This is a genomic window from Terrabacter sp. P5_B1, assembly GCF_056400505.1.
The window spans coordinates 1-23,941 of sequence record NZ_JBFULD010000006.1 but is presented as its reverse complement, the minus strand read 5'-3'; the positions used below and the strand labels follow the sequence as shown (position 1 = coordinate 23,941).

The 23,941-nt window shown below is 70.3% G+C and carries 23 protein-coding genes; 9 read left to right on the top strand and 14 right to left on the bottom strand.

All coding sequences use genetic code 11. From position 1 onward, the window contains the following. Positions 1–307: 307 nt before the first annotated feature. Positions 308–1,663 carry a wax ester/triacylglycerol synthase domain-containing protein gene (locus tag AC1DP0_RS01185; RefSeq protein ID WP_478082019.1) on the top strand — a complete coding sequence of 452 codons (1,356 nt, stop codon included), beginning with the start codon at positions 308–310 and terminating at the stop codon, positions 1,661–1,663. Positions 1,664–1,676: 13 nt separating this feature from the next. Here AC1DP0_RS01185 and AC1DP0_RS01180 read toward each other — a convergent pair whose 3' ends face one another. After that, complete coding sequence (locus AC1DP0_RS01180) at positions 1,677–3,071, bottom strand: pyridoxal phosphate-dependent decarboxylase family protein (RefSeq protein WP_478082017.1); 1,395 nt, start codon at positions 3,069–3,071, stop codon at positions 1,677–1,679. 200 nt (positions 3,072–3,271) lie between these two features. Here AC1DP0_RS01180 and AC1DP0_RS01175 point away from each other — a divergent pair, with 200 nt between their 5' ends. Then, positions 3,272–4,861, top strand: a complete 1,590-nt coding sequence (locus AC1DP0_RS01175) for an HNH endonuclease signature motif containing protein (protein WP_478082015.1) — start codon at positions 3,272–3,274, stop codon at positions 4,859–4,861. Between the two features lie 30 nt (positions 4,862–4,891). Here AC1DP0_RS01175 and AC1DP0_RS01170 read toward each other — a convergent pair whose 3' ends face one another. The 3 genes from AC1DP0_RS01170 to AC1DP0_RS01160 form a co-directional block, all read right to left on the bottom strand. Then, positions 4,892–5,320, bottom strand: coding sequence for a hypothetical protein (locus AC1DP0_RS01170; protein ID WP_478082013.1), 429 nt, complete (start codon positions 5,318–5,320; stop codon positions 4,892–4,894). A gap of 75 nt (positions 5,321–5,395) precedes the next feature. Continuing rightward, positions 5,396–7,060 carry an NERD domain-containing protein gene (locus tag AC1DP0_RS01165; protein ID WP_478082011.1) on the bottom strand — a complete coding sequence of 555 codons (1,665 nt, stop codon included), beginning with the start codon at positions 7,058–7,060 and terminating at the stop codon, positions 5,396–5,398. Positions 7,061–7,177: 117 nt separating this feature from the next. Further along, complete coding sequence (locus tag AC1DP0_RS01160; protein WP_478082008.1) at positions 7,178–8,188, bottom strand: aldo/keto reductase family protein; 1,011 nt, start codon at positions 8,186–8,188, stop codon at positions 7,178–7,180. Positions 8,189–8,415: 227 nt separating this feature from the next. On the opposite strand from AC1DP0_RS01160, the gene AC1DP0_RS01155 reads away from it, so the two are divergent. Further along, positions 8,416–8,823: a transferase gene (locus AC1DP0_RS01155; RefSeq protein WP_478082006.1), complete on the top strand. Its 408-nt coding sequence runs from the start codon at positions 8,416–8,418 to the stop codon at positions 8,821–8,823. A gap of 13 nt (positions 8,824–8,836) precedes the next feature. On the opposite strand, the gene AC1DP0_RS01150 is transcribed toward AC1DP0_RS01155, so the two are convergent. From AC1DP0_RS01150 to AC1DP0_RS01135, 4 genes are all read right to left on the bottom strand, one after another. Then, positions 8,837–9,694, bottom strand: coding sequence for an SDR family oxidoreductase (locus AC1DP0_RS01150; protein ID WP_478082004.1), 858 nt, complete (start codon positions 9,692–9,694; stop codon positions 8,837–8,839). A 157-nt stretch (positions 9,695–9,851) separates the two neighbouring features. Beyond that, the gene (gene folE / locus AC1DP0_RS01145) at positions 9,852–10,493 is read right to left on the bottom strand and encodes a GTP cyclohydrolase I FolE (protein ID WP_478082002.1); all 642 of its coding nucleotides are present in this window, start codon (positions 10,491–10,493) and stop codon (positions 9,852–9,854) included. Next, positions 10,490–11,419 carry a patatin-like phospholipase family protein gene (locus AC1DP0_RS01140; RefSeq protein WP_478082000.1) on the bottom strand — a complete coding sequence of 310 codons (930 nt, stop codon included), beginning with the start codon at positions 11,417–11,419 and terminating at the stop codon, positions 10,490–10,492. The genes folE and AC1DP0_RS01140 overlap by 4 nt, the downstream gene beginning before the upstream one ends. 3 nt (positions 11,420–11,422) lie before the next feature. Further along, positions 11,423–11,884 carry a hypothetical protein gene (locus AC1DP0_RS01135; RefSeq protein ID WP_478081998.1) on the bottom strand — a complete coding sequence of 154 codons (462 nt, stop codon included), beginning with the start codon at positions 11,882–11,884 and terminating at the stop codon, positions 11,423–11,425. A gap of 167 nt (positions 11,885–12,051) precedes the next feature. On the opposite strand from AC1DP0_RS01135, the gene AC1DP0_RS01130 reads away from it, so the two are divergent. From AC1DP0_RS01130 to AC1DP0_RS01120, 3 genes are read left to right on the top strand one after another with little or no spacing between them, the layout of a single operon-like run. Further along, entirely contained in the window at positions 12,052–12,369 is a 318-nt protein-coding gene (locus tag AC1DP0_RS01130) for a hypothetical protein (protein ID WP_478081996.1), read from the top strand. Further along, entirely contained in the window at positions 12,366–13,112 is a 747-nt protein-coding gene (locus AC1DP0_RS01125) for an RNA polymerase sigma factor (RefSeq protein ID WP_478081994.1), read from the top strand. The genes AC1DP0_RS01130 and AC1DP0_RS01125 overlap by 4 nt, the downstream gene beginning before the upstream one ends. Next, positions 13,109–13,348 carry a hypothetical protein gene (locus AC1DP0_RS01120; RefSeq protein ID WP_478081992.1) on the top strand — a complete coding sequence of 80 codons (240 nt, stop codon included), beginning with the start codon at positions 13,109–13,111 and terminating at the stop codon, positions 13,346–13,348. Before AC1DP0_RS01125 ends, AC1DP0_RS01120 begins: the two co-directional genes overlap by 4 nt. Before the next feature lie 13 nt (positions 13,349–13,361). On the opposite strand, the gene AC1DP0_RS01115 is transcribed toward AC1DP0_RS01120, so the two are convergent. The 4 genes from AC1DP0_RS01115 to AC1DP0_RS01100 all read right to left on the bottom strand — a co-directional run bounded on the left by AC1DP0_RS01115 (position 13,362) and on the right by AC1DP0_RS01100 (position 18,873). Beyond that, on the bottom strand, positions 13,362–13,496 hold the full coding sequence (locus tag AC1DP0_RS01115) for a hypothetical protein (RefSeq protein ID WP_478082047.1): 135 nt from the start codon (positions 13,494–13,496) through the stop codon (positions 13,362–13,364). 196 nt (positions 13,497–13,692) lie between these two features. Beyond that, positions 13,693–15,084 carry an NAD-dependent malic enzyme gene (locus AC1DP0_RS01110; RefSeq protein WP_478082045.1) on the bottom strand — a complete coding sequence of 464 codons (1,392 nt, stop codon included), beginning with the start codon at positions 15,082–15,084 and terminating at the stop codon, positions 13,693–13,695. A gap of 497 nt (positions 15,085–15,581) precedes the next feature. After that, positions 15,582–17,705 (bottom strand): bifunctional lysylphosphatidylglycerol flippase/synthetase MprF, encoded by a 2,124-nt coding sequence (locus AC1DP0_RS01105; protein ID WP_478081990.1) that lies wholly within the window; start codon positions 17,703–17,705, stop codon positions 15,582–15,584. Between the two features lie 244 nt (positions 17,706–17,949). Continuing rightward, positions 17,950–18,873 carry a cupredoxin domain-containing protein gene (locus AC1DP0_RS01100; protein ID WP_478081988.1) on the bottom strand — a complete coding sequence of 308 codons (924 nt, stop codon included), beginning with the start codon at positions 18,871–18,873 and terminating at the stop codon, positions 17,950–17,952. A 444-nt stretch (positions 18,874–19,317) separates the two neighbouring features. Between AC1DP0_RS01100 and AC1DP0_RS01095 the strand changes: the two genes are divergently transcribed. Genes AC1DP0_RS01095 through AC1DP0_RS01085 form a run of 3 tightly spaced genes read left to right on the top strand, consistent with a single transcriptional unit; the run spans position 19,318 to position 21,636 of the window. Beyond that, the gene (locus AC1DP0_RS01095; protein ID WP_478081986.1) at positions 19,318–20,349 is read left to right on the top strand and encodes a thiamine pyrophosphate-dependent dehydrogenase E1 component subunit alpha; all 1,032 of its coding nucleotides are present in this window, start codon (positions 19,318–19,320) and stop codon (positions 20,347–20,349) included. Positions 20,350–20,359: 10 nt separating this feature from the next. Then, the gene (locus tag AC1DP0_RS01090) at positions 20,360–21,406 is read left to right on the top strand and encodes an alpha-ketoacid dehydrogenase subunit beta (RefSeq protein ID WP_478081984.1); all 1,047 of its coding nucleotides are present in this window, start codon (positions 20,360–20,362) and stop codon (positions 21,404–21,406) included. Next, the gene (locus tag AC1DP0_RS01085; RefSeq protein WP_478081982.1) at positions 21,403–21,636 is read left to right on the top strand and encodes a biotin/lipoyl-containing protein; all 234 of its coding nucleotides are present in this window, start codon (positions 21,403–21,405) and stop codon (positions 21,634–21,636) included. Before AC1DP0_RS01090 ends, AC1DP0_RS01085 begins: the two co-directional genes overlap by 4 nt. Here AC1DP0_RS01085 and AC1DP0_RS01080 read toward each other — a convergent pair. After that, complete coding sequence (locus AC1DP0_RS01080) at positions 21,633–23,066, bottom strand: MFS transporter (RefSeq protein WP_478081980.1); 1,434 nt, start codon at positions 23,064–23,066, stop codon at positions 21,633–21,635. The genes AC1DP0_RS01085 and AC1DP0_RS01080 overlap by 4 nt on opposite strands. Positions 23,067–23,083: 17 nt before the next feature. Continuing rightward, the coding region (locus AC1DP0_RS01075) for a glycoside hydrolase family 15 protein (RefSeq protein ID WP_478081978.1) at positions 23,084–23,941 on the bottom strand (858 nt) is incomplete at its 5' end.

Below are 23,941 nucleotides of genomic sequence, written 5' to 3'. Positions count from 1 at the left end.
CAGCGCGGTCGCGGTGAGGAGCGGGAGAGCTCGTGAACGGGTTCTTCTGGGCAAGGTCGGCCGCATGTGCGCAACTCCTGGATCCGGTACAGCAGGACACCCCGAGACATCGGGTCGAATGACCGTCGAGCGACGACAGGCGTCCTCGCTCGACGGCTCAACGAGTCAAGTCCGGGGTGGGCTACGGGCCAGAAGGTCAAGAGTCGGTCAGCAGACGCTGGGAGTCGGCTGGGTGGTGCCCCAGCCCGCGGCGCCGGGTTCGCCGCAAGCCGGCCCGCCCGGGCGAGCAGCCGCCTAGCGTCGACCCATGGAGACACGGACTCGGAGCCCTGGACGGGTTCGGGCCAGCGCTGTCGAGCGGGCCACGCCGAACGATCTGACCACCCTGGCCAGCGACCGCGGGGCCGCGCCGATGAACATCGCCGCGGTGCTCGTCGTCGACGGTGGTTCGCTCCTGGCCGAAGCCCGGGTGGCCCGAGCGATCGACGACGGCGCGGCAGCGGTGCCGCGGCTGCGGGAGCGCCTGCGTCCTGCGCCGTTCCTGTGCGGCCGGCCGTACTGGGTCCGCGACGACGACTACCGCATCGACCGGCATCTGGACTTCAGCCACGTCGACAGCGACGACGCGCTCTGGCAGCTGGCGGGGGATTTCGTGTGCCGCAGGCTCCCCCGCGACCGTCCGCTCTGGGGCGCTCACTGGGTCACCGGCCTGGCGGCCGACCGGGCAGCCCTCGTCCTCGTGGCTCACCACGTCCTCGCCGACGGGATCGGCGGCCTCGCAGTGCTGGCCGCGATCACGGACGCCACGAGCGGGCTGGCGCGTCCAGACCCACTGCCGACCAGCACTGCCCACACGCGACGCGCTCTGGCCGCCGAGGCGTGGGGCTCGCGCCTGGCGGCCGTGGCCTCCGTGCCGTCCCTGGTCGCGCGGGCCCGCTCGGCCGGGGCCGGGATGCGCGACCTGGGCATACGCGGCACCCGCCCCCGCCTCTGCGCGAGGACGTCGCTCAACCGCCCCACCGGGCCGCATCGGCGGATCTCCGTGGTGGAGGTGCGGACGGAGCTGGTGGTCCAAGCCGCCCACCGGCGCGGCGTCACCGTCAACGACATCGTCCTGACCGCCGTTGCCGAGGCGATGGGCGCCACCCTCGCGGAACGCGGCGAACCTGTCGACTCGCTGGTCCTGTCGGTGCCCTACTCGGCGCGCTCGTCGGCGCAGGCCACTCGGCTCGGCAACGAGAGCGGAGTCGTCCCGTTCCGGATCCCGCTCGACGTGGACGTCCAGACCCGGCTCGACGCGGTCGCCTGCATGACGCGCGATCAGCGTTCGCGCCCGCGCGCAGCCTCGGCGGCCCCGCTCGGCATGGCCTTCCGGGGCCTCGCCCGGCTCGGCGCCCTGCAGTGGTTCGTGGACCACCAGAGGCTCGTCAACTCGTTCGTCACGAACGTCCGCGGACCTGCCACGCCCTGGCAGATCTGCGGGCACACCGTCAGCCGTCTGGTACCCGTCGCCGTGACCCCCGGAAACGTCGCGGTCACCTTCGACGTCATGTCGTATGCCGGGACGCTGGGCATCACCGTCGTCACCGATCCCGACGTGGTGCCCGACGACACTCCGCTCACGGCGCACCTTCTAGCGGGGCTCGCCTCAGTCGTCGAGTGAGCCGTCGGAACGGTCAGCCGGCGGACCGGTCCACCGCAGAGGCAGCCGCCAGGATGGCCGCGGCGGAGACGTCGATGTCGGACTCGGTTGTCGTGGCGTTGGACACCGAGATGCGGATCAGCCGCAGGCCGTGCCACGTCGTGCCCCCGACCCAGCACGTGCCTTCGCGCTGGACGGCGTCGATCACCGCGTCGGTGCGTCCGGGGTCCCCGATGCTGACCAGGACCTGGTTGAGGACGACGTCGTTGTGGATCTTCGCGCCGCCGACCTCGAGGCGAAGGGCCATCCGACGGGCCAGGACGCAGCAACGGTCCACGAGCTCGGCCACGCCGTCCGAGCCGAGCTCACGCAGCGCGGCCCACACCGCGAATCCCCTTGCCCTTCTGGATGACTCGGGCGTGAGATCGCCCAAGACGGGGTCGGAGACGGAGCCTGACCCGGTGAGGTACGCGGCGGCATACGACATCGTTGCCGCATGCAGCGGCGCGTCCGCACAGAACGCGAGACCGCAGTCGTAGGGGACGTTGAGCCACTTGTGGGCGTCCGTACCCCACGAGTCGGCGAGCTCGACGCCGTCGACGAGACGGGCAGTCCGAGGGCTCGCCGCCGCCCACAGTCCGAAGGCGCCGTCGACATGGACCCACGCTCCCCGGTCATGGGCCACGGTCGTCGCCGTCCGGAGGTCGTCACAGGCGCCGGTGTTCACGTTGCCCGCCTGGAGGCAGACGATGAGCGGCCCGGGGAGAGAGTCGAGGGCTGCGCGGAGACGGTCGACGTCCATGGCGCCCTGAGCGGTTGCTGCGACGGGTTCGATGCTGCTCGTGCCGAAACCGAGCAGCCGGGCGGCGCGGTCGATCGTCGCATGCCGCTCCTCGCTCGCGACCACGGCGACTCGCGGTGCCCCGAAGAGGCCGTCGCGCGCCACGTCCCAACCGGCGTCAGCAAGCACGCGCTGACGTCCGACCGCGAGGCCGACGGTGTTGGCGGCCTGAGCGCCGGTGACGAAGCCGACCGATGCCGACCCGGGCAGCCCCAGCAGCTGCTTCGTCCACGTGGCGGCGGTACGCTCCGCGGCCGCGGCCGCTGGTGACAGGACCTCGTTGTACGCACACTGGTCCCAGCCGGCGGCGAGCATGTCGGCCGCACTCGCAGCAGGCGACGAGCCTCCGATGACGAACCCGAAGAACCGGGGTCCGACTGTACCGACGAGGCCGGGTCCCGCCGCAGCGATGAGGTCGTCGACGACGCGACGTGGATCGGTCGGCTCCGTCGGCAGTCGGCCGCCGAAGGCTGCCTCCAGCGAAGCTCGGTCGGACGATGGCTGCACCGGTCGGTCTGCGACGGTGGCTCGGTGGCGGGCGCCCTCGACAGCGGCTTGCGTGAAGAGCTGATGCAGGTCGACGTCCATCTCCCGCACGCTCCTCCCCAGCGTGGGGCATGCGCAAGAGGACGGCCTGCCCTGGGCCGGCGAGGTCGAGCCGGGTCGCCAGCACCGCGGCGAAGGTGAATCTCCCCGGCGACCCTTGATCCTGCGTCGAACAGGTGTTCTAATTGACTATGGGCGGGACAGGGGTAGTAGGCGACACGACGTTGCTCGGCGCCGCCCACATGAGCGAGGCGGTCGTCGACCTCGACAGTCTCGCCGGTCTGTTCCGGACCCGCGCAGAGACCCACATCCCGGTCCGGCAGCGCGACCTCCCGCCGCTCGAGCGCACCCTGCGCAAGCACGTGGCCGAGTCCCTGCTCACCCACGTGATGCCAGCACTCGTCCGCGAGCTGCTCGAGGCCGTCGCCGACGATCTGACACCCACGGCGCCCGACGAGGCTCGGTCAGAGCTCGAGGCCGAGGCTGACGCGGAGCTGCGGGTAGTCGAGTCGGTCGAGCGCTGCAAGGCGGTTCTGGACGCCGTCGGCCTGGAGGCGCTGGCCCGCCTGCGCTCCACCATCGAGTCGAGCGAGCTGGCGCGCTTCGCCGAGCTCGACCGGACGAGGCCGGCTGGATGGATCGATGCCGACGAGCTGACGGCCTTGGAGGTCTGCACGGCAACGGGGCTCGGCACGCACGACGTTCGCGCGCGCCTCGCCCTCGCCACCGCCCCCACGCCGGGTGCCGCATCGTTGCGGGGTCGCCTCCAGCGAGGTGCCGTGAGTCTCTACCGGGCCTGCACCATCCACGCCGAGATCGCCACGTTGCCGGTCGAGTGCGGCCCTGACGTCGTCGACGCCGTCCTGCGGCCCAAGGACGGTGCGCCGCCCTCCCCCACTCTCTTCCGTCAGCGACTGACCCGCGCCTGCCTGGCAGCCGACCGCGAAGCCGCCGACCGCCGACGCAGGGCACGCCGCCGTCGTGGTGCTCACGCGCAGATCGACCGCGACGGCCTCGGGGCGCTCAACCTCGTCAACGACGCAGACAAGGTCATCGCCGCCATGGAGCGCGTCGACGCCATTGCCCGCGCCGCCCGACAGGCAGGCGATCCCCGCGACCTGGACTCGCTGCGTGCCGACGTCATCACCGACATCCTCATGTTCGGCTGGCCCGAGAGCGCCGCCGTACCCTGTCCGGCTCCGGGCTCGCCGGCCGGGCGCGACGACGCATCCCGACGGATGGGTGAGTGGTTCACCCGTCTCGGGCGCCGGCCTGCCGCCCGCATCACGCTCGTCGTCCCGTGGACGACGGCAGTCGGCCTCACCGGCGCGCCGTGTGAAGTCGTCGGCCACGGATGGGTCACCGCTGATCACGCCCGTCGGATCATGCTCCACGACGACTCGACGTGGCGCCGCCTCCTCGTCGACGCCGGCACCGGGGGCGCCCTGCACGTCGAGACCCGCGCCTACCGGCCGACTGCGGCGATGCGCGCGCACGTCGAGGCCGTCGACGGCACCTGTCGCGCGCCGGGCTGCACGGTGCCGGCCGCTCGGTGCGACCTCGACCACGACATCCCATGGCCACACGGCCCGACGGAGGTCGCGAACCTGACCAGCAAGCACCGGGCGCACCACAACCTGCACACCAACGGGCACTGGTTCGTGCGCCGCGACGGCGATCGAGTCCGTTGGCGCACCAAGGCCGCTCGCATCTACGACACCCACCCGAAGGACTGGCTCGAGGCGGTCCGCGACCAAGCGAGGGCGCTCTCCGCCCGGTCGGACACTACGTCACGGTCGAGGTCTCTCGGGGACGATCCCCCGCCTTTCTGAGCAGCGTCCCCGGCCGGACCACCACGGACGTCAGGAGGCCGCCGAGAGCGGTTCGGGGAGCCTGAACACACCATCGGCGGTCGCGAGGTAGTAGCCGAGCAGGTCGACCTTGTGGTCGGCACACCGGTCGATGGTCAGCTGGTGCCATGCCCGATCGGTGTCGCTCGGCGCCGTCCCATGCCGTCGCCCGCGGCCGATGAGGACCGCACCGTGCTTCTCGGCGACGAGCGGCAACAGCATGTCGAGCAGCTGGGCGAAACCGCTGAGATCGGCGTCGGGCGGCACGTCATGCAGCACGACCGGCTGGATGCCTCGGTCCTCGGAGTCGCAGATCATCAGGGCGACGCACCCGGTCGCCCGGTCCGCATCGCTGATGATGAGGTCGATGACGTCCGCGGCGACGCGTCGGTTGGTCAGGGGGATCTCACTGGCCCGAGGTGGCAGGTCTTCGAAGGTCATGACCGCCATGGTCGTCCCGTGAGCCACCGGCCCGTCGAAGTTGTCCCCAAGCCGCTCGACCTTCGACGACGAGGATCAGCCGATGCCGAGCCGATGGGCCACCTGGTCGCCGCCGATCTCGCGGATGAAGCCCGGATCGCCGACCACGACCAGCTCGTCGGTGGCACGGGACATGCCTACGTAGAGCATCTCGCGGGCGCGGTCGGTGGTCTTCGCGTTGACGCAGAGCACGACCGCCCGACGCTCGAGGCCCTTGCAACCGAGGACGTGGCCGTAGAAGACATCGTCGTTGTCCCAGAAGGACCGCCAGTAGCCGACATGACCGTCTGCCTCCTGCCGTTCGACCTGCGCCGGGTGTCGTGACCCCATGGTGAGCAGCGCCACGTGTTGCGGCTGCCAGCCACCCTCGAGGAGCAGGTCCACCTGGTCGTCGGAGCTGCTGATCGCGGCCTCCCGTTCGCAGGGCACGAATTGGACCTCGGCGCCCGGTCCCCCGCGCAGGTGCATCCGCATGGGGGCGAGCGGCCCGAACGCCCGAGCGATCTGCTGGGTGTTGCGCAGGTTGTGGTCCAGCACGAGCGGGACGAGCGGCACCGGGGGCTGGCCGAATCGGGCGAAGATCCGCTGGTTCTCGTCCGAGTAGACGTAGAGACCACCCTCGTCCTCGTCACGGAGCGCCTTCATGAGCGGGTGCCACCAGTGGTCAGCGAAGTCCTGCGCCTCGTCGACGATGACGGCATCGAACTTCATGCCGTCAGACAGGCCCGCGGCGATCTCGGCCATCCGGGCCGCGAGATCCCGCTCCCAGAAGTCGGCGTCGTTCCGGTCGTGCGATGCCGTGTCGATGCCCCACTCGTTCGCGAGATCCTCGAACGACCCCACGAACGCGGGCCGGTGCTGGCGCGGCACCCCGGCGAGCTGTCGCTTGAAGTACTGCGAGAGCCCGATCGAGTAGCAGACGAGGGCGACACGCTGCGCCTTGCGATCGCCCTGCCCGCGGGTGAGGTCCTTGGCCTGGGTCAGGGCCAGAATCGTCTTTCCGCTGCCGGCTCCCCCGCGGATCTCCATGCGCTTGATGAGCCTCGTGACCGACAACAGGGTCGCCTGCTCCTGCGTGAGTCGGTCAGCAGCCGCCTCCCGCTCATCGGCCTCGCCGGCCAGGTCGTACACGGGAAAGCTCCGACCGGTGAGGATCTCGAGGATGAGCTCGACGTCCTCGGCGTTCGGCACGCGCTGGGTGTTCTCCTGCAGCTCGCACACGTCGCGCAGCCGACCCGCGAGGTCCCTGAGGTCGCCCCGGCCGCTGATCATCCAGCGAGGACAGTCGCGTGTCGCGAAGTCGTCCGCCACGTCGGTGTACGGCACCACGATCGCGTGTCCCCACCGCACCCGGCTGTGTCGTGCCTTCCACCGGGGATCGCCCTCGACGAACGCGCGCAGGGCGTACTTGCCGTCGCGACACTGGTCGACCGGACGGATGCGKCTGCGACGCGTGCCGCCGCCGGTCCACCACCGTCCCTGCGGGTCGACCGAGACGCTGCCGCCCTTGACCTCCACGACCACGACGCCGACCCCCGGCATGATCACGACGACGTCGAGCTCGTGGTCCTTCAGGGCCGACGTCAGGCGGACGTTCGGGATGAGGACGGTGTCGTCCGTTGCCGCGCGACACAGTTGCTCCCACACCACGCGCTCCGACTCGTGCGCGAAGCGCGGCGTCTCCCCCACCAGCCTGACCATGGCGCGACCGTAGCCGCTCGGGTGAGGCAAGAGGGCGTATGCCGTCCGGCGCGTCCCAGCGGATCGCGGCGGACGGCATACGCCCTCGGGGGTGATGCCCAGCTCTGCGAGCGAGCGTCAGGCGACGCGCTGCTGCGGCGCAGTCTCCTTCGTCTTGCCCGGGTCCTTCTCGACGATGTCTCCGAGGACGTCGTCGATCTTCGTCATGAGCTCGGGCTCGAGCTTCACGCCGGCGGCCTTGACGTTCTCGGCGACCTGCTCCGGGCGCGAAGCGCCCACGAGGGCCGCGGCGACATTCGGGTTCTGGAGCACCCAGGCGACGGCGAGCTGCGCCATCGTCAGACCCGCCTCATCGGCGATCGGCTTGAGGTTCTGCACCCGGGTCAGCACGTCGTCGTTCATGAACCGCTTGATCATGTCGGCGCCGCCCTTCTCATCGGCGGCGCGCGAGCCCTCAGGCGGCTGCTGGCCGGGCTGGTACTTGCCCGTCAGCACGCCCTGCGCGATGGGGCTCCACACGATCTGGCTGACGCCGAGCTCCTCGCACGTCGGGACGACCTCGTCCTCGATGACGCGCCAGAGCATGGAGTACTGCGGCTGGCTCGAGATGAGCTGGAAGCCGAGCTGCTTTGCGAGAGTGACGCCCTCGCGGATCTGGTCGGCCGTCCACTCGCTCACGCCGATGTAGAGCGCCTTGCCCTGGCGGACGATGTCGGCGAAGGCCTGCATCGTCTCCTCGAGCGGTGTCTCGGTGTCGTAACGGTGGGCCTGGTAGAGGTCGACGTAGTCGGTCTGGAGGCGCGCGAGCGAGCCGTTGATCGACTCCATGATGTGCTTGCGCGACAGCCCGGTGTCGTTCTTGCCGCCCGGGCCGGTGGGCCAGTAGACCTTCGTGAAGATCTCGAGGCTCTCGCGCCGTTCGCCCTTGAGGGCCTCGCCGAGCACGCTCTCGGCCTTGGTGTTGGCGTAGACGTCTGCCGTGTCGAAGGTGCTGATGCCGGCATCGAGCGCGGCGCGGACGCACTTGGTGGCCACGTCGTTCTCGACCTGTGAGCCGTGGGTGAGCCAGTTGCCGTAGGTGATCTCGGAGATCTTGAGTCCGCTGTTGCCGAGGTATCGGAAGTTCATCCTTCTACCGTATGCCGCCCTGCCGACAGCGCCAGAGGCGCCCGGTCGCCTGGTGAGACGGGACGAATCGGGCGTGGCAGGAACTGTGGGGGCGGGTAAGAACGTTGTTCGAGGACCGGTGCCAAGACCGCCGGTCACGACGGAATCTTCATCCTGACTTGAATGTTGATTCGCACGAGGAATGCGTGGGCACCGTGCTCATGCCCGGACCAGGAAGGGGGTGCACCATGAGGCGAAGGAAGTATGAGGAGTTCGAAGAGGACAACGGAACCATGCTGCGCTACGCCCGCCACRACAACGGTGGCGGATTCGTCGAGTCGCACGCCCACGTCGCCCCGACGGCCTTCGTCGGCGAGCACGCCTACGTCGACCGGGGAGCGGTCGTCGGAGAGGGCGCCCGCATCGCCAGCGGCGGCTGGATCGACCGCGGTGCGGTCGTCCACGACGGAGCCAGCATCGGCACCACCGCGCACGTCGCTCCGGGCGCGGTGATCGGCCGCGACGCCCGGATCGGCGCTCGCGCCAAGATCGGCGCCGACGCGCACGTCTGGGACGGGGCGCGCGTCGACAGCGACGACGTCATCCGCGCGGGATCTGTCGTGCGCTCGAGCTCCCCACGCCGCCACGCGGCCTGAGTTCCCCCGGGTCTCAGCGGGTTGCCGCGTGCGCGAGGTCGCGCACGGAGCTGCACGGCAGCCAGGGGTATGCCGCATGAGCGGTTGRYGCGTCGAAGCGCAGGTCGGCACGATCCATGGCCAGGCTCGTGCGGGCCAGCCGGGCCAACGACGGCCGCACGGGTCGAGCGGCTTGGCCCATGACCTGCAGCGCCCGACGCGGTAGGTGACGTGCAGCGACGTTCGGCCGGACCAGCCCGGCGAGCTCGTTCAGGGTGAGGTCGTCCGGTCCGCCGACCTCGATCACCTGCCCGCGCAGGGTGGCGTCCGTCGCCGCACGGGCGACGGCGACAGCGACGTCCTCGACGCTGACGAAGTTGATGGGGTTGTTCCCGTCGCCGAAGACCTGCGGCCCCTTGCCACCCTGCGCCGTCTCGGCGAGCATCTCGATCCACATCTCCGCGAAGGCCGATGCCCGCACGATGGTCCAGCCGACGCCGCTCGCTCGAAGGTGCTGCTCGGCTGCCCACTTCATCCGGTGGAGCTCGATCGGGTGGTGCGCCGAGGCGTCGACGAGGGAGACGAGGACGACGTCGGCCCTGCGCGTCCTCGATGCCTCGATGAGGGCGATGTTGCCGTCGCGGTCGACCTCTGCCGGCGACTCTCCCGCGGCCGGCGACATGCCGTGTGCCGCGGCCACGACCCTGTCGACGCCGTTGAGCGCGGGCGCCAGGGTCGACGGGTCGCGCAGGTCGGCAGCGACGAACTCCGCCCCCGGGACCGCGGCGCTCGGCGCCGACCTCGCAACGACTCGGACCTGCTCACCTGCCTCGACGAGGCGTGCCGAGACGAGACGACCGAGGCGGCCGGTGCCGCCGATGACCGCGATCATGGCCATGGTCCTTCCGGGACTGCCCCTTGGCGAGGGACACGCGGCGCGGGTGGAACTCGCGTCCCTCTCAGGCTGCCACCGGACGGCATACGCGGTCAGCCGGTTGATTCGATCCGCTGCTCTCGTGCGCCTCCGGGCACCCGCCGACGTATGCCGTTCAGCCGGGCGACCGGGTCAGGGCGAGGAACTCGGCGCGGGATCGGGAGTCCTCACGAAGGACTCCGAGCAGGCTGGACGTGATGGTCGTCGTCCCGGGAGCCTGCACGCCCCGGAGGGTCATGCACAGGTGCTCGGCCTCGATGACCACGCCGACACCGACGGGCGAGAGCTGGGCGCTCAACCAGTCGGCCACCTGGACCGTCAGCCTCTCCTGCACCTGCGGGCGCGAAGCGAAGTGTTCGAGGACTCGAGCCAGCTTCGAGAGCCCGAGGATGCGCGTGCCCGGAAGGTAGCCGATGTGGGCGGTCCCGACGAACGGCAGCATGTGGTGCTCGCACAGCGATCGGAGCGGGATGCTTCTCGCGACGATGAGCTCGTCGTAGCCGCCGTCGTTCGGGAACGTCGTCAGGTGGAAGGGTCTGGGACTCATCAGCTCCCCCAGGGCAGCCGCCATCCGTTCCGGAGTGCGGGCGAGGGACTCGTTGTCGAGGTCGACGCCCAAGGCCTCCAGCAGGATGCGCGCTCCGGCCGCTGCGCGTTCGAGGTCCGGTTCCAGGACGGGGCCGGTGCCCGACCACGACGTGCGCGTGCGGTGATGCGTCGGGGCCGTGGCCTCTGGCCGGAAGAGTGACGGGTTCACGGGATGGGTCCTTCCTGGGGTGCGGGCACTCGGGTGGGGTGGGGTGGCGCGTGATGGGTGTGCAGCGCGAGGACGCTCGCGTCGAGTGGGTCGCCTCGCGCCTCGAGCCAGCCCTTGGTGCTCTCACGCGCCCGAGCCATGAGTTCCGACGTCTGGGTGAGGTCAGCCGGCGAGACGGTCAGCGGGCACAGCGGGGGGACGACGTGCAGCTGCGCCACACCGGCATACCCCCGGACCTGGGCGATGAGCTGGCGGTGCAGCAGCAGGCTGAGGGAGCTCAGGGCGATGCCGAGCGCCGTCCTCGGTGGGGTCCCGGCGCAGGGGTAGCCGGCGGGCAGCAGGTAGATGTCCGTCACGCCGGGAGCCGCCGTGTGCGCCAGGACGTCAAGCTCGCCGATCGCGCCGTCGACGAGTGTCCGGCCGTCCCGGACCACCGGTGGCAGCACGCCGGGTACCGCCGCGCTCGCACGGACGGCGCTGACCGACGGGCCGGCGCCCAGGACCAGCCCCTTCCCGGTGACGAGGTCGGTGGCCGTGACCTCCACCGGGATGCGTGCCTGCTGGAGCGTCTCGTAGCCGAGGTGGCGCTGCAGGAGCCTCTCGAGTCCCGTCCCCGGGAACATCGACGGCTGGCCGCCGCGCATGGCGCCGAACCAGCGTCGTGGGTCGAACGGGAAGACGTCGTGGCGCCGCATGTCCCGCCACAGCCGGGCGAGCGCCTCCAGCCGCTGGCCCGCCGACGTGGTGCTGGCGTTGCCGGTCCCGCTCGGGCCACCCGGGCCGGCGAGGTAGGCGGCGTTCACCGCTCCGACGGACGTGCCGACGAGCAGGTCGGGCTCGACCCCGCGCTCGTGCAGGGCGGCCAGCATGCCGACCTGCACGGCGCCGAGACTGCCGCCGCCCGTCAGCACGAACGCCGTGGTCACGACTCAGCCCCGGCGCAGCGGCCACAGCAGGGGCCGCGGGTCGAAGCGGGTGGCCAGCCGTTGCAGCGCCACTGCCGCGAGCAGCAGCCCGAAGTCACGCAGCGCCACGTCGTAGAAGCCGGGGAGCAGGAGCAGGTTGACGATGATGCCGCCGAGCCACGCGGCCACGACGAGGGCGCCGAGGCGAGGGTGGAACGCGACGACGAGGCCGGCAACGACCTCGACGACGCCCACGGCATACATGGCCCGGTGGGGCGTGACGGGCAGTGGCCGCGAGAGGACGGGCGCGAGGTACTGGTCCCAGTGGACGAGGATGTTGGTGAACTTGTCGAGTCCGAAGACGATCGGCGCGGCCACGAAGGCCGTCCGCAGAATCGCGTACGCCTGGCGTGCCGGGTCGCTCCCCTGCGGTCGGGTGCGCGCCTGGCTCTCGAGGGTCGAGTGGTGGCTTCCGATGGTGGCCATGTGTCCTCCTGGACGGGTGACGCGGTGTCCGACCGGCCGCTCTCCAGGACATCGGCGCGCGGCGGTGGGACGCTGACGGAGTGTTAGTGCGGTCAGGGAACACAGGTCTTACCGACGGTGCGAGGGCCGCCGGTAAGACGAGAGACGCTCGCGGCGGCAAACAGGACATGATCATCGACCAGTTCCGTCCCCACGCCTCCCCAGCGCCCTGCCGCTCGCCAGGACCCCCGCTCGACGTCGTCGAGTGGCGCTGGTGCCGGTTGCGCGAGGCCGGGTTCCCGGCTGCCCTGGCCAGGTCGCTGGCCGGCAAGCACATCGACCTGCACGCCCTGCTCGAGCTCGTCGACGCCGGCTGCCCGCCCGAGCTCGCGGCGCGGATCCTCGCGCCGCTCGACGATGTCGATGTCGACGTCGACGTCGACGTGGATGTCGCCGTGGGTGTCGACGTGGATGTCCACGTCGACGAGCCGCGGGCGAGCCGATGACGACCGTGCGAAGGGACGACCCAACCCCCGTCACGGCTCGGTCATCGTCGGACGCGGACTCCCCTGCCGGGATCGGTGAAGCGGACCCGCTGGACTGGGTCACCGCACTCGGCGGCACGGGTCCCGACCAGGTGACGGCACTGCGCGAGCTCCACGCGCTGATGATCCGCGCGGCCGCTCACCAGGTGTGGCGCATGCGGGCCGCGTTGCCAGACCCCTCGCCCGGCGCGGTCGACGTCATCGTCAACCAGGCGGCGGACGAGGCCATGACCGCGCTCCTCGGCAAGCTGCACACCTTCCAGGGCAGGAGCCGCTTCACGACGTGGGCGTTCAAGTTCGCCATCCTCCAGGCGGCGACCGAGGTTCGGCGCCTGCAGTGGCAGCACCGCGAGGTCGAGCTGCGCGACCTCGAGCAGCCGTCACCTGGGCACGACGGTCCTGAGCTGTCCGCGGAAGGCACGGACCTCGCGGGCGCTGTGGCCCGGGCGATGAGGCGGGTCCTCACGCCCTACCAGCGACGCATCGCGGTCGCGCTCCTCGTCGATGCAGTCCCCATCGACGTCCTCGCCGAACGGCTCGGCACCAGCCGCGGAGCCCTCTACAAGACTCTCCACGACGTGCGTGTCCGCCTCCGGCGCGAGCTCACCGCCAAGGGCTATCTCCCTGCGTCACAGGCACACTCACCCCGGACACCCCGGACCGATCACGACCCCTCCCCTACCCCCTCGGCAGGCACGCGATGAGCCAGACACCCCGACCCCGACCCGTTGCGCTGACCGAGCAGGCGGTCGAGTCGCTCCTGCAGGACACGACACCCTGGCTCTCGTGCGAGGAGTGCTTCGAGCGGATGGACACGTATGCGGAGGCGTCGGTCCACGACCCGCAGCACCGCGACGAGGCGATGACCACGCACCTGCGCGGGTGCTCCGCCTGCGACGAGGAGGCACGGTCGCTCATCGACCTCTTGAGAGGGCGGTGACGACCCGATCCGGTCACCAGCGGGTGTGGACGTGCTCCCGGATCTCCTCGTCGKAGGTGTCCCGCAGCCCGTCGAGGACGTCGTCGCCGAGCGGGTCGAGCGTGTTCTCGTCGTACCTGCCCGACAGCAGCCCGCTCGCGAGCGGCACGCGAGCGATGATCCCGACCCCCGACGCTGCGGTCGGACCAGGCGCCGAGCGCGTCGATCGTGAACGCCTCCGCCGCGTGGAGGACGGCCAGGGCATCGGACTCGTCGACGTGACCTCAGTCGGCGCCGAGCTGCCTGCAGCCCAGACCGACGACAGACCTGACGACCGGTGCGACCCAGCTGACGTGTCTGCAGGGTCAGAGCCTGGGCGGGCCTGCCACCCGGCGAACGGCCGCGGCCACTGCAGGTGCCACGGTGGCGTCGAAGACGCTCGGGATGATGAAGCTCGCGTTGAGCTCGTCGGGCTGGACCGAGTCGGCGATCGCGGAGGCAGCCGCGACCATCATCGCGTCGGTGATCTCGGAGACGTGGGCGTCGAGCAGACCGCGGAAGAAGCCCGGGAAGACGAGCACGTTGTTGATCTGGTTGGGTGCGTCGGAACGACCGGTCGCCACGACCGCCGCGTGCTCGCTCGCGGCGATCGGGTCGACCTCCGGGACCGGGTTGGCGAGGGCGAAGACGATCGCGTTCGGCGCCATCGTCGCGATGTCGTCGCCGGTGAGCAGGTCTGGCGCGGAGACGCCGATGAAGACGTCTGCGCCGACGAGGACCTCCTTGAGGGTGCCGCTCTGGCGGTGGGGGTTGGTGTGGTCGGCGATCCACTGGCGGAAGGGCTCCATCCCCTCGGTGGAGTTGTGGACCGCACCGGTGCGACCGCACGCCACGATGTCGCGCGCGCCCTGGGTGAGCAGGAGGCGGATCACGGCATGGCCGGCCGCACCGACGCCGGAGACGACGATGCGCACGTCGTCGATGGACTTGTTGACGACCCGGAGCGCGTTCTTCAGGGCCGCGAGGACGACGATCGCCGTGCCGTGCTGGTCGTCGTGGAACACGGGGATGTCGAGCAGCTCCCGCAGGCGAGCCTCGATCTCGAAACACCTGGGCGCAGAGATGTCCTCGAGGTTGATGCCGCCGTAGACGGGCGCGATCGCGCGCACCGTGTCGACGATGGCATCCGAGTCCTGGGTGTCGAGGCAGACGGGCCACGCGTCGACGCCGCCGAACTGCTTGAAGAGCGCCGCCTTGCCCTCCATGACCGGGAGGGCTGCGAGCGGGCCGATGTTGCCCAGACCCAGCACGGCCGACCCGTCGGTGACGACGGCGACGGTGTTGCGCTTGATGGTCAGGCGGCGGGCATCCTCGGGGTGCTCCGCGATGGCCCGACAGATGCGCGCCACCCCCGGCGTGTAGGCGCGCGAGAGGTCGTCACGGTGCTTGAGCGGCACCTTGGGGTTGACCTCGATCTTGCCGCCGAGGTGGAGCAGGAAGGTCTGGTCACTGACCTTGCGCACCACCGCACCTGGGATGGCCGCGATGGCGTCGGTGATGAGCAGTGCGTGGGCCTCGTCGCTCGTGTCGCAGGTGACGTCGACGACGAGGCGGTCGGTCCGGCTCTCCGCCACGTCGAGCGCGGTGAGGGCGCCACCCGTGGATGCGACGGCTGTCGTGAGGGCCGCGGTCGCGTTGGCGGCGGCAGGAAGCTCGACCCGGATCGTGATCGAGTAGCCAGGACTCGGGGTGGCCATTGACAGTCCTCTCGCGCGACGCAACGTTGTCGATGCCTTCATCCTCCACCCGCGCCAAGGGACCGTGATCAGCAGCGTCCAGCCCGCGAGCACCAGTGCCGCCACCGTCGGGCTCAGGGCGCCCTGGGCTGCCGTGCCGACGCTCGTCAGGGCGATGGCGGCGCCGGCGGGCAGCCAGTGGGCGACGTCCGGGGCCAGGCTGCCGAGGATGCCTGCCTCCATGACCATCACCCAGGTGATGGCGCCGATGATGGCAGCGACGGTGTTGCGCGTGAGCGCGCAAAGGGCCACACCGACGAGGCCGTAGAGGGCGRTGGCCACGGTGGCGCCGATCCACAGCTGGGCGACGTCGACCGGCAGCGAGTGCACCCCACGAGCACGTACATCACCAGGGCCTCGACGTAGGCGATGCCGAACGTGCCGGCGACCGCCGAGACGCACGTGAGCCGGCTGCTGATGAAGCTCGGGGCCCGCGACCGGACCGTCGACCCACCCGGTCACCCGCGACCCGAACGTGCCAGGGTCACGAGGTCGCGCATCCCGGCGTCCGGCAGGTAGGCGCGGCTGAGCGCCAGTCCGATGCGCGGGAGCGCCGCCTCGTCCGGGAAGACGAGGTAGAGCGGTTCGTAGCGCGGCTGGAACTTCGACTTGAAGGCCTGCAGGGAACGGAATCCGTAGTAGGGCTCCAAGGAGGCGCCCAGCCGGTCGAGGAAGGTGTCGAGCGTGCCCCGGTCGAGGGACTCCTCACCCACAGACGGAGAGGTGCGGGCAAGGGGCGCACCGGAGAGGGAGACCACGGGGCACCCCTCCTCCTTGAAGGTCACGCAGGCCGAGGCGATGAGGAACTCCATGGAGTAGCGGAAGCCGTGAGGCAGCCGCCGCATGACGTCGAGAGTCCAACCGGCGGGGTCACCACCCCCGGTCGCGTGGAACGGCATCCAGGACGTGATGCCGTGCACCGTCGAGTCGCCGTCGATGGCCAGGCCGACGCGGACGTGGCGGTCGAGGGCCTCGTCGACACCGCCGAGCGTGAAGCCCATCTCGGGCAGGCCCTTGTCCTCCACCCACTCGGACGAGATGGCCTTCACCTGCATCTGGATCCCGCGCGGCATGTCTGCCAGCGGGCCGATGCGGAAGCAGATCCCGAGCTTGGCCGCCTGGTTCATGGCCGTCCGGACGTCCTGCCACGACTTGCCGACGAAGTCGAGGGTGGGCAGGTCGATCCACGCCTCCTCCGCCACCTGGAGCGAGTGCCAGCCCTGGTCGCGCGCGTGGCTCGAGGTCTCCGAGGTCACGGTGAAGAGGCAGGGCACCAGGCCCTGCCCGTGGACGACGTTCGCGAACTCGCCGAGCAGTCCCGACCGCTCCTCCTCGGAGTCGCCGACGGGGTCGCACAGGCCGAGGGCGACGCCGGCGTGCACCCGATACGCCACGTATCCATGCATCGAGGACGGCGCGAACCACCGGTTCTCGGGCCAGGTCGTCATCCACGCCAGACGGTTGACCGTGCCGTGTTCCTGCAGCAACCGCGTGGCGCGCGAGCGCTGGTCGTCGTCCGCCGGCGCCACCAGGCTGCCACTGGTGCGCCGCGCCCGGCGGGGTGACGGGTTGCGGAAGGCGTGGCGGCCCACGATGCAGACGGACAGGCCGAGCCCGTTGCCGAGGAGCTCCCAGCCGGCAGCGAGCAGTCCCCGTTCGCCGACCACCACCATCCATCCGAGGTTGAGGATCTGGATGACGATGACGACGAGCAGCAGTCCCACAGCCCAGCGCCACGCCCAGCGCCGACCCTTGTAGAGCGACCGGGCGAGCCAGAGCCAGAGCAGCACCTGGACGACGCCGAGCCACAGGTCGGCGTGGGTCAGCTCCTCGGCCCGCGCCTCCGGGGTCATGGTGACCGCGAACGGGCCGTCGGCGGTGGTGAAGGGCCGCAGGAGGACCTCGGCGGCGGCAACGAGGAAGAAGCCGGACGCGAGCAGCCGGAAGTCCCGTCGGGTCAGGTGCCTGAACGTCAGCGACGGTGATCGGCCGACGAGGAAGGGGCCGAGGAGCAGGCCGAACCCCACGGCCAGGACGTGCTCGAGATCGGCCAGCGCGCCCATGTGGATGACGAAGAGCACGACGTACGCCACGAGCAGGGTGCGCACGCGCCCGCGCCAGGGCGGGGTCAAGGTCACGGAGGCGGCAGCCGCCGCGCCGAGGAAGCCCGCCGACGGACCGGCGTCGCGGACCAGGGAGAGCGTGGTGGTCCACTCGTAGCCGTGGTGTCGCGTCACCCCCAGCAGGACCGCCGCGCCCAGGACGGCGACCACGTGGCAGGACAACAGGGCCACCGCACACCGCGGGGTCCCGAGCCGCCACTCGGTGAAACCTCCGAAGACCATGAGCCCCAACAGGATCGGTACGTACTGCTGCGGTTCCACGGCGAAGAACGCGCCCGTGAGGACGGTCCACCACGAGCCCTGCTGGAGGGCCGGCAGACCGTAGGTCACAGAGTCGCCCAACGGCTGACCGCGGAGGGGGCTCCAGAGGCCTCGAGACCACACCGACAGCACCAAGACGGCGACCACGAGGGTGCTCGTCAAGGGGAGGCGACGTGTCACCGTCCGGAGACGAGACATGCTTCCATGCTCCCGCCGCTGGACGGCTCGCGTCGAGGCTTTGGCCGATCTGGGAACGGCGGTGTGCCGCAGGTGATCACCGAGCTGCGTGCGCGCGGCTACTCGTTCGTGACGCTCTCTGCAGTGATCGGACCTGCCCCGTGAGCAGTTCGCCACCGCGAGAGGGGCTCGGACACGGGTCCGAACCGCTCTGGCGATGGATCCGCCGTGGGCGCGTGGCCCCTGGGCGGCTCGGTGGAGCCGTCTACCGGTCGCTGACCACCACGGTGCCCACCATGCCCATGTAGTCGTGCAGGGCACAGACGTACGGGTACGTGCCGGCCTTGGTGAAGGTCACGGTGAAGGACCCACCGGGCTCCATGATCCCCGAGTTCAGCTGGCCGCCGCTGAAGTGGGTGGGGTCGCCGTAGGGAGCGAAGATGTTGGCCTTCTCGGGCCCGAACGTGACGGTGTGCGGAGCCGCCATGCCCGCGTTGCGCCACGTGACGCTCTGGCCGACGCGCACGTGGACGGTCGGCCTGATGAAGCGCATGACCATGGCCACGCCGTCATCGGCGCCGGCGAAGACGGTGCTCCTCGTCGCGAGTGCGGCGGTGCTTGCCCAGAGCCGCCGGCCATCGGCGATGATTCTCTCGGCCTGCGCGGCGCTCCGGCGGTCGTACTGTCCCTGCGAGTAGGGGTAGTGCGTCCCGGCGGGTCGGACGTTCACCACGCCCTTCATCATCGTTCCGTGGACGAGGCACCAGTAGGTGAAGGAGCCCACCTTGTCGAAGGTGAGGGTGTAGGTGCGTGACGCCGCGAAGCCCGAGTCGGACTCGTCCGTCATGATGCCCGAGTTGTAGTAGGAGACGCCGTCGTAGTGCCGGCCGCCCTGGCGGAACAGCTGGCTCGGGTTCGACGGGTCGAAGGGTGTCAGCGAGTCGCCCTTGGCCAGGAAGGTCACCGTGTGGATCTCCCCTGCCTTCGCCGTCCACATGATCCGGTCTCCGACATTGATCCAGATCGTGCCCGGCAGGAATGCCATTCCCTGGATGGCGTCGTCGGGCGACTCCTGACCGACCTGGACGTTCCAGGTGCGGACCTCGCGGTCCGCGCTCGTTCTGGCCTGGGCGGTGACTCCGGGGACCAGGAGCAGGGCCAGCGCCGCGGCACACAGAGCGGCGACCACCAACCGGATTCGATGCGACAAACGGGTCTTCTTCATACCAGGCCTCCTCGGCCCGTGGGTGAGTGGCGCGCTTCCGGTCACGGCCGAAAGCGGCCGGGGGGACAGACCAATGTAGGACCAGTGCGCCACGCCCCGAAGGCAAAGAACGAGAAGATCCGTTTACGCCGAATCCCCCGACAAAGGGCTCGATACGAAGACATGCACCCGGCTTGCGGGTCTCCTCGACTGTCCCCACTTCGACTGGGGCGTAAGGCTTTACGTGCGTCTACGGCGCACCAGGGTCATCCCCTCCCTGAGATTCGTCTGCTTTGCTGAACGACGGCGCGCACGGTGCCTACGCTGGACACTGGCCAGCCGGTTCCCCCGGGACGACCGTGCCGGTCTCGTCGCCCCACTCCCGGAGGCGCCATCCCTCCACCACCGCCCGGGCACCTGGAGGTCGTCATGACGACGCACGCCCAACCACCGCCACCCACTGGCGAGCTCGCTCCCGACGACACGCTCGACGCCGAAGCCCGTCTCGGGCTCTACTCGACGATGGTCCTGTGTCGGACCTACGAGGAAGCCATCCTTCGCGAGTACCACGCCGACAAGGGGCCGGGGTTCGACATCGGCAAGGGCCTCGTGCCGGGCGAGATGCACCTGTCCGCCGGTCAGGAACCAGTCGCAGCCGGCGTGTGCGCGCACCTCACGGTCGACGACGCACTGACCGCGACCCACCGCCCCCACCACCTCGCCATCGCGCACGGCGTGGACCTGCGTCGCATGACCGCAGAGATCTTCGGCCGCGAGACAGGCCTCGGCCGCGGCCGCGGGGGCCACATGCACCTGTTCGACCCCGCCACCCACTTCTCCTGCTCCGGCATCATCGCCGAGGGCTACCCGCCCGCCCTTGGCCAGGCTTTCGCCATCCAGCGCAAGGGAACCGACCGGATCGCCGTCGCAGTCACCGGGGAGGGAGCTGCCAACCAGGGCGCCTTCCACGAGTCGCTCAACCTCGCGGCGCGGTGGTCACTACCGGTCGTCTTCGTCGTCGAGGACAACGACTGGGCCATCTCGGTGCGGCGCGACGTGGCCACGGCGATCCCGTCGAACGCCGACCGCGCCGCGGCCTACGGCATACCCGGTGAGCGGATCGAGGACAACGACGTCGAGGCCGTGTATGCCGCGGCACAACGGGCCGTCGCGCGCGCCCGGTCGGGCGCCGGCCCCAGCCTCCTCGAAGTGCACACCCTGCGCATGTGGGGGCACTTCGAAGGGGACGCCCAGGGCTACCGGCCCGAGCTCGCCGACGTGACCTCGCACGACCCGATCCCCCACTACGAGAACCGTCTTCGCGAGCGAAGGCTCCTCGATGACGCAACGGTCGACCGCATCCACGGCGCCGCTGTGGAACGCGTCGAGGATGCCGTCGACTACGCCAAGAACAGCCCGCTGCCCGAGCCCGCGTCGGCAACGTCCTACGTGTTCGCCTGAGGAGACGACGATGGCCATCACTGACACCCCCGTTGCCCCCACCCCGGCGACCAACCGCCGACTGACCACCTCGAAGGCCATGGTCGAGGCGATCGCCCAGGAGATGGAGCGCGACCCATCCGTGCTGTACCTGGGCGAGGACGTCGGCGCCTACGGCGGCATCTTCAGCTCGACGACCGGGCTTCTCGACCGGTTCGGCCCCGAACGGGTCATCGACACCCCGATCTCCGAGACCGCCTTCATCGGGCTCGGCATCGGTGCCGCCGTCGAGGRCATGCGACCCGTCGTGGAGCTCATGTTCGCCGACTTCATGGGCGTCTGCCTCGATCAGATCTACAACCACATGGCGAAGATCCACTTCGAGTCCGGAGGCAACGTCACGGTGCCGATGGTGCTGACCATGGCGGTCGGCGGCGGCTACTCCGACGGCGCGCAGCACTCGCAGTGCCTCTGGGGCACCTTCGCCCACCTGCCCGGGATGAAGGTCGTCGTTCCCAGCAACCCTGCCGACGCGAAAGGCCTCATGACCGCTGCGATCCGTGACGACAGTCCTGTGGTCTACATGTTCCACAAGGGCGTCATGGGGCTGCCGTGGATGGCCAAGAACGCCCGCTCCATCGCTGACGTGCCCGAGGGCGAGCACGTCGTCCCGATCGGCCGGGCGGCCGTGGCGAGGGAGGGTCGTGACGTCACGGTCGTCACGGTCTCGTTGTCAGTGCACCACGCGCTCGATGTGGCAGAGAAGGTCGCGGCCGACGGCATCGACGTCGAGGTCATCGACCTGCGCAGCCTGGTGCCGCTCGACCGCGACGCGATCCTCACGTCGGTGGCGAAGACCGGTCGCCTGGTGGTCGTCGACGAGGACTACCGCTCGTTCGGGCTCTCGGCCGAAGTCGTAGCGACGGTGACCGACCACGACCCGACGATGCTGAGGGTGCCGGTACAGCGGGTGGCCGTGCCGGACGTGCCGATCCCGTATGCCCACGTGCTGGAGTACGCAGTGCTTCCACGTCACGAGCGGATCGAGAAGGCGGTCCACCGCGCGGTGGCCATATGACCGACGTCCTGTTCCCGGCCCTGTCCAAGGAGTCACCGCAGGCCGTGGGCGTCCTTGCCACGTGGTTCGTGCCGGAGGGCGCCACCGTCTCGGCCGCCCAGCTCATCGCCGAGGTCCAGGTCGACAAGGTGGCCGCGGAGGTGGTGGCACCGGTGGCCGGAGTCGTCCATCTGCTCGTCGACGAGGAGGCCAGCGTGGTGCAGGGAGCTCCCATCGCCCGGATCGACTAGGGATCCTGGTCATCCCGGGAGGTCGTGCCGGCGCGGTCGGGCGCCAATGCGTGCGGCAGGTCGTGCGGCAGGAAGAACGCGACCCCGAGCCCGACGAGTCCGAAGGCGGCCAACGCGGCCATCGCGGCGGCATACGCCCCATGGCTGAGTCCGGCCACGAGGATCGTGCCGGCGATCGCGGTGCCCAGCGAGGAACCGAGGTTGGACACGCTGCGCGACAACCCGGAGATCTCGCCCTGGAGCTCCTCGGGGAAGCTGGACTGGACGATGTTGACCGACGGGGTGAGCATCCCGCCGAGCCCGAAGCCGATGAGGAAGAGCCCCGGCACGAAGGCCCAGGTGCTCGGCGACGTCCCGACCATGACGATGAGCAGGGCGATTCCCCCGATGGTGAGGACGAATCCCGCCACGATGAGCGTCCGCTGGGCGCGTCGCCGCGCGAAGCGCTCCGCACCGAGCGAGGAGAGGAGCAGGCCGACCGTCGCCGCGCTGAAGATCACGCCGGTCTGGATGGCGTCGTACCCGCGCACGACCTGGAGGTATGCCGCGACCGTGAACGACACCCCGAGCAGCATCAGCCACTGGACGTTCTGAGTGACGAGGCCCAGGTTGGAGGTCCGCTTCCGGAACAGCGCCGTCGGGAGCAGCGGCTCGACGCCGGCGCGTTCCTTGGCGCGCACCTCGGCGAAGAAGCCGACGAGGACGAGCGCGCCGCCGAGGATCAGGCCCAGGGTCAACCAGATGTTGGTGTCGGCAGCCAGGATCCCCATGACGACGAGCACGAGGCCGGCTGCGGACAGGACCGCGCCGAGCGTGTCGAAGATGCGGCTCGGATCCGCCGGCACCGGGTCCTCGATCCGCCGGCTCAGCCAGAGGATCACGGCGATGACGAGGGCCTGGAACACGAACGCTGCCCGCCAGCTGATGGCCGAGGTGATCAGGCCGCCGATCAGCGGGCCCGCGGCGGCGCCGATGCCACCCAGTGCGCTGATCGCTCCGAAGGCCCGCGCGCGGGTGGTGAGCTCGGTGAACAGCAGGGTTGTGAGGATGTAGACGGGCGGGATCAGCAGCGCCGTCCCAACGCCCTCGAAGATCGAGTTGCCGAGGATGAGAACGCCCAGACCGGGAGAGACCGCACTGAGCAGGGCACCGATGCCGTAGAGGACGAGACCGGCGACGAAGCACCGCTTGCGGCCGTAGCGGAYGGTCAGCTTGCCGCCGGGAATCATCAGCGCCGCCATGACCAGCAGGAAGAGGGTTATGGCGATCTGCACGCCCTGCACCGTCGTGCCCAGGTCCTTGCTGATGTCGTTGATCATCACGTTCATGTTCGAGCCGGCGAAGCTGCAGATGAACTGGGCGAGGGCAAGCGGCACCAGAACCCTGCGCAGCGCACTCGACGGTCGTCCGCTCGTCCTTGCCTCAGTCATCTGGCCGCCTTCCGTCGTCAGCCGGTCCGGACGATCCGCCCGGCGGCCTTCTCGTCCAGCCTCCGGTCCAGGGTGATCGCGGCGTCGATGAGGGACAGGTGTGTGAACGCCTGGGGGAAGTTGCCGATCTGCTCACCGGTGAGGGCGATCTCCTCCGAGTAGAGCCCGAGGTGGTTCGCGTAGGTCAGCATCTTCTCGAAGGTCAGGCGCGCCTGGTCGACCATGCCTGCGCGGGCGAGGGCGTCGACGTACGCGAAGGTGCACAGGGAGAACGTCCCCTCCGAGCCGCGCAGGCCGTCCGGTGACGCCGCGGGGTCGTAGCGGTAGACGAGGCTGTCGGTCACGAGCTCACCGTCCATCGCCGAGAGCGTGGAGAGCCAGCGCGGGTCGGTCGGCGAGATCATCCCCACCGCTGCCATGCGGAGCAGGGAGGAGTCGAGCACGTCGGTGGCGTAGTGCTGGACGAACGCCTGGCGCCGCTCGCTCCAACCACGCTCCATCACCTGGGCGTAGATGGCGTCGCGGGCCTGCCGCCACCGCTCGAGCGGAGCCGGGCGGCCCTTGGCGTCCGCCAGTCGGAGGCCGCGGTCGAAGGCGACCCAGCTCATCACCCGACCGTAGGTGAAGTCCTGCCGTCCACCCCGCGTCTCCCAGATGCCCTCCTCGGGCTGGTCCCAGTTGTCGGTGAGCCAGTCGAGGAGCCCACTCAGCCTCAGCCACCCGTCGTGACCCGTCCCGATGCCCCGCTGCTCGACGCGGTAGAGGCTGTCGATGGCCTCGCCGTAGATGTCGAGCTGCAGCTGGTCGGCCGCGCCGTTGCCGATGCGCACCGGCGCCGAGCCGCGATAGCCCTCCCAGTGCTCGAGGACCTCCTC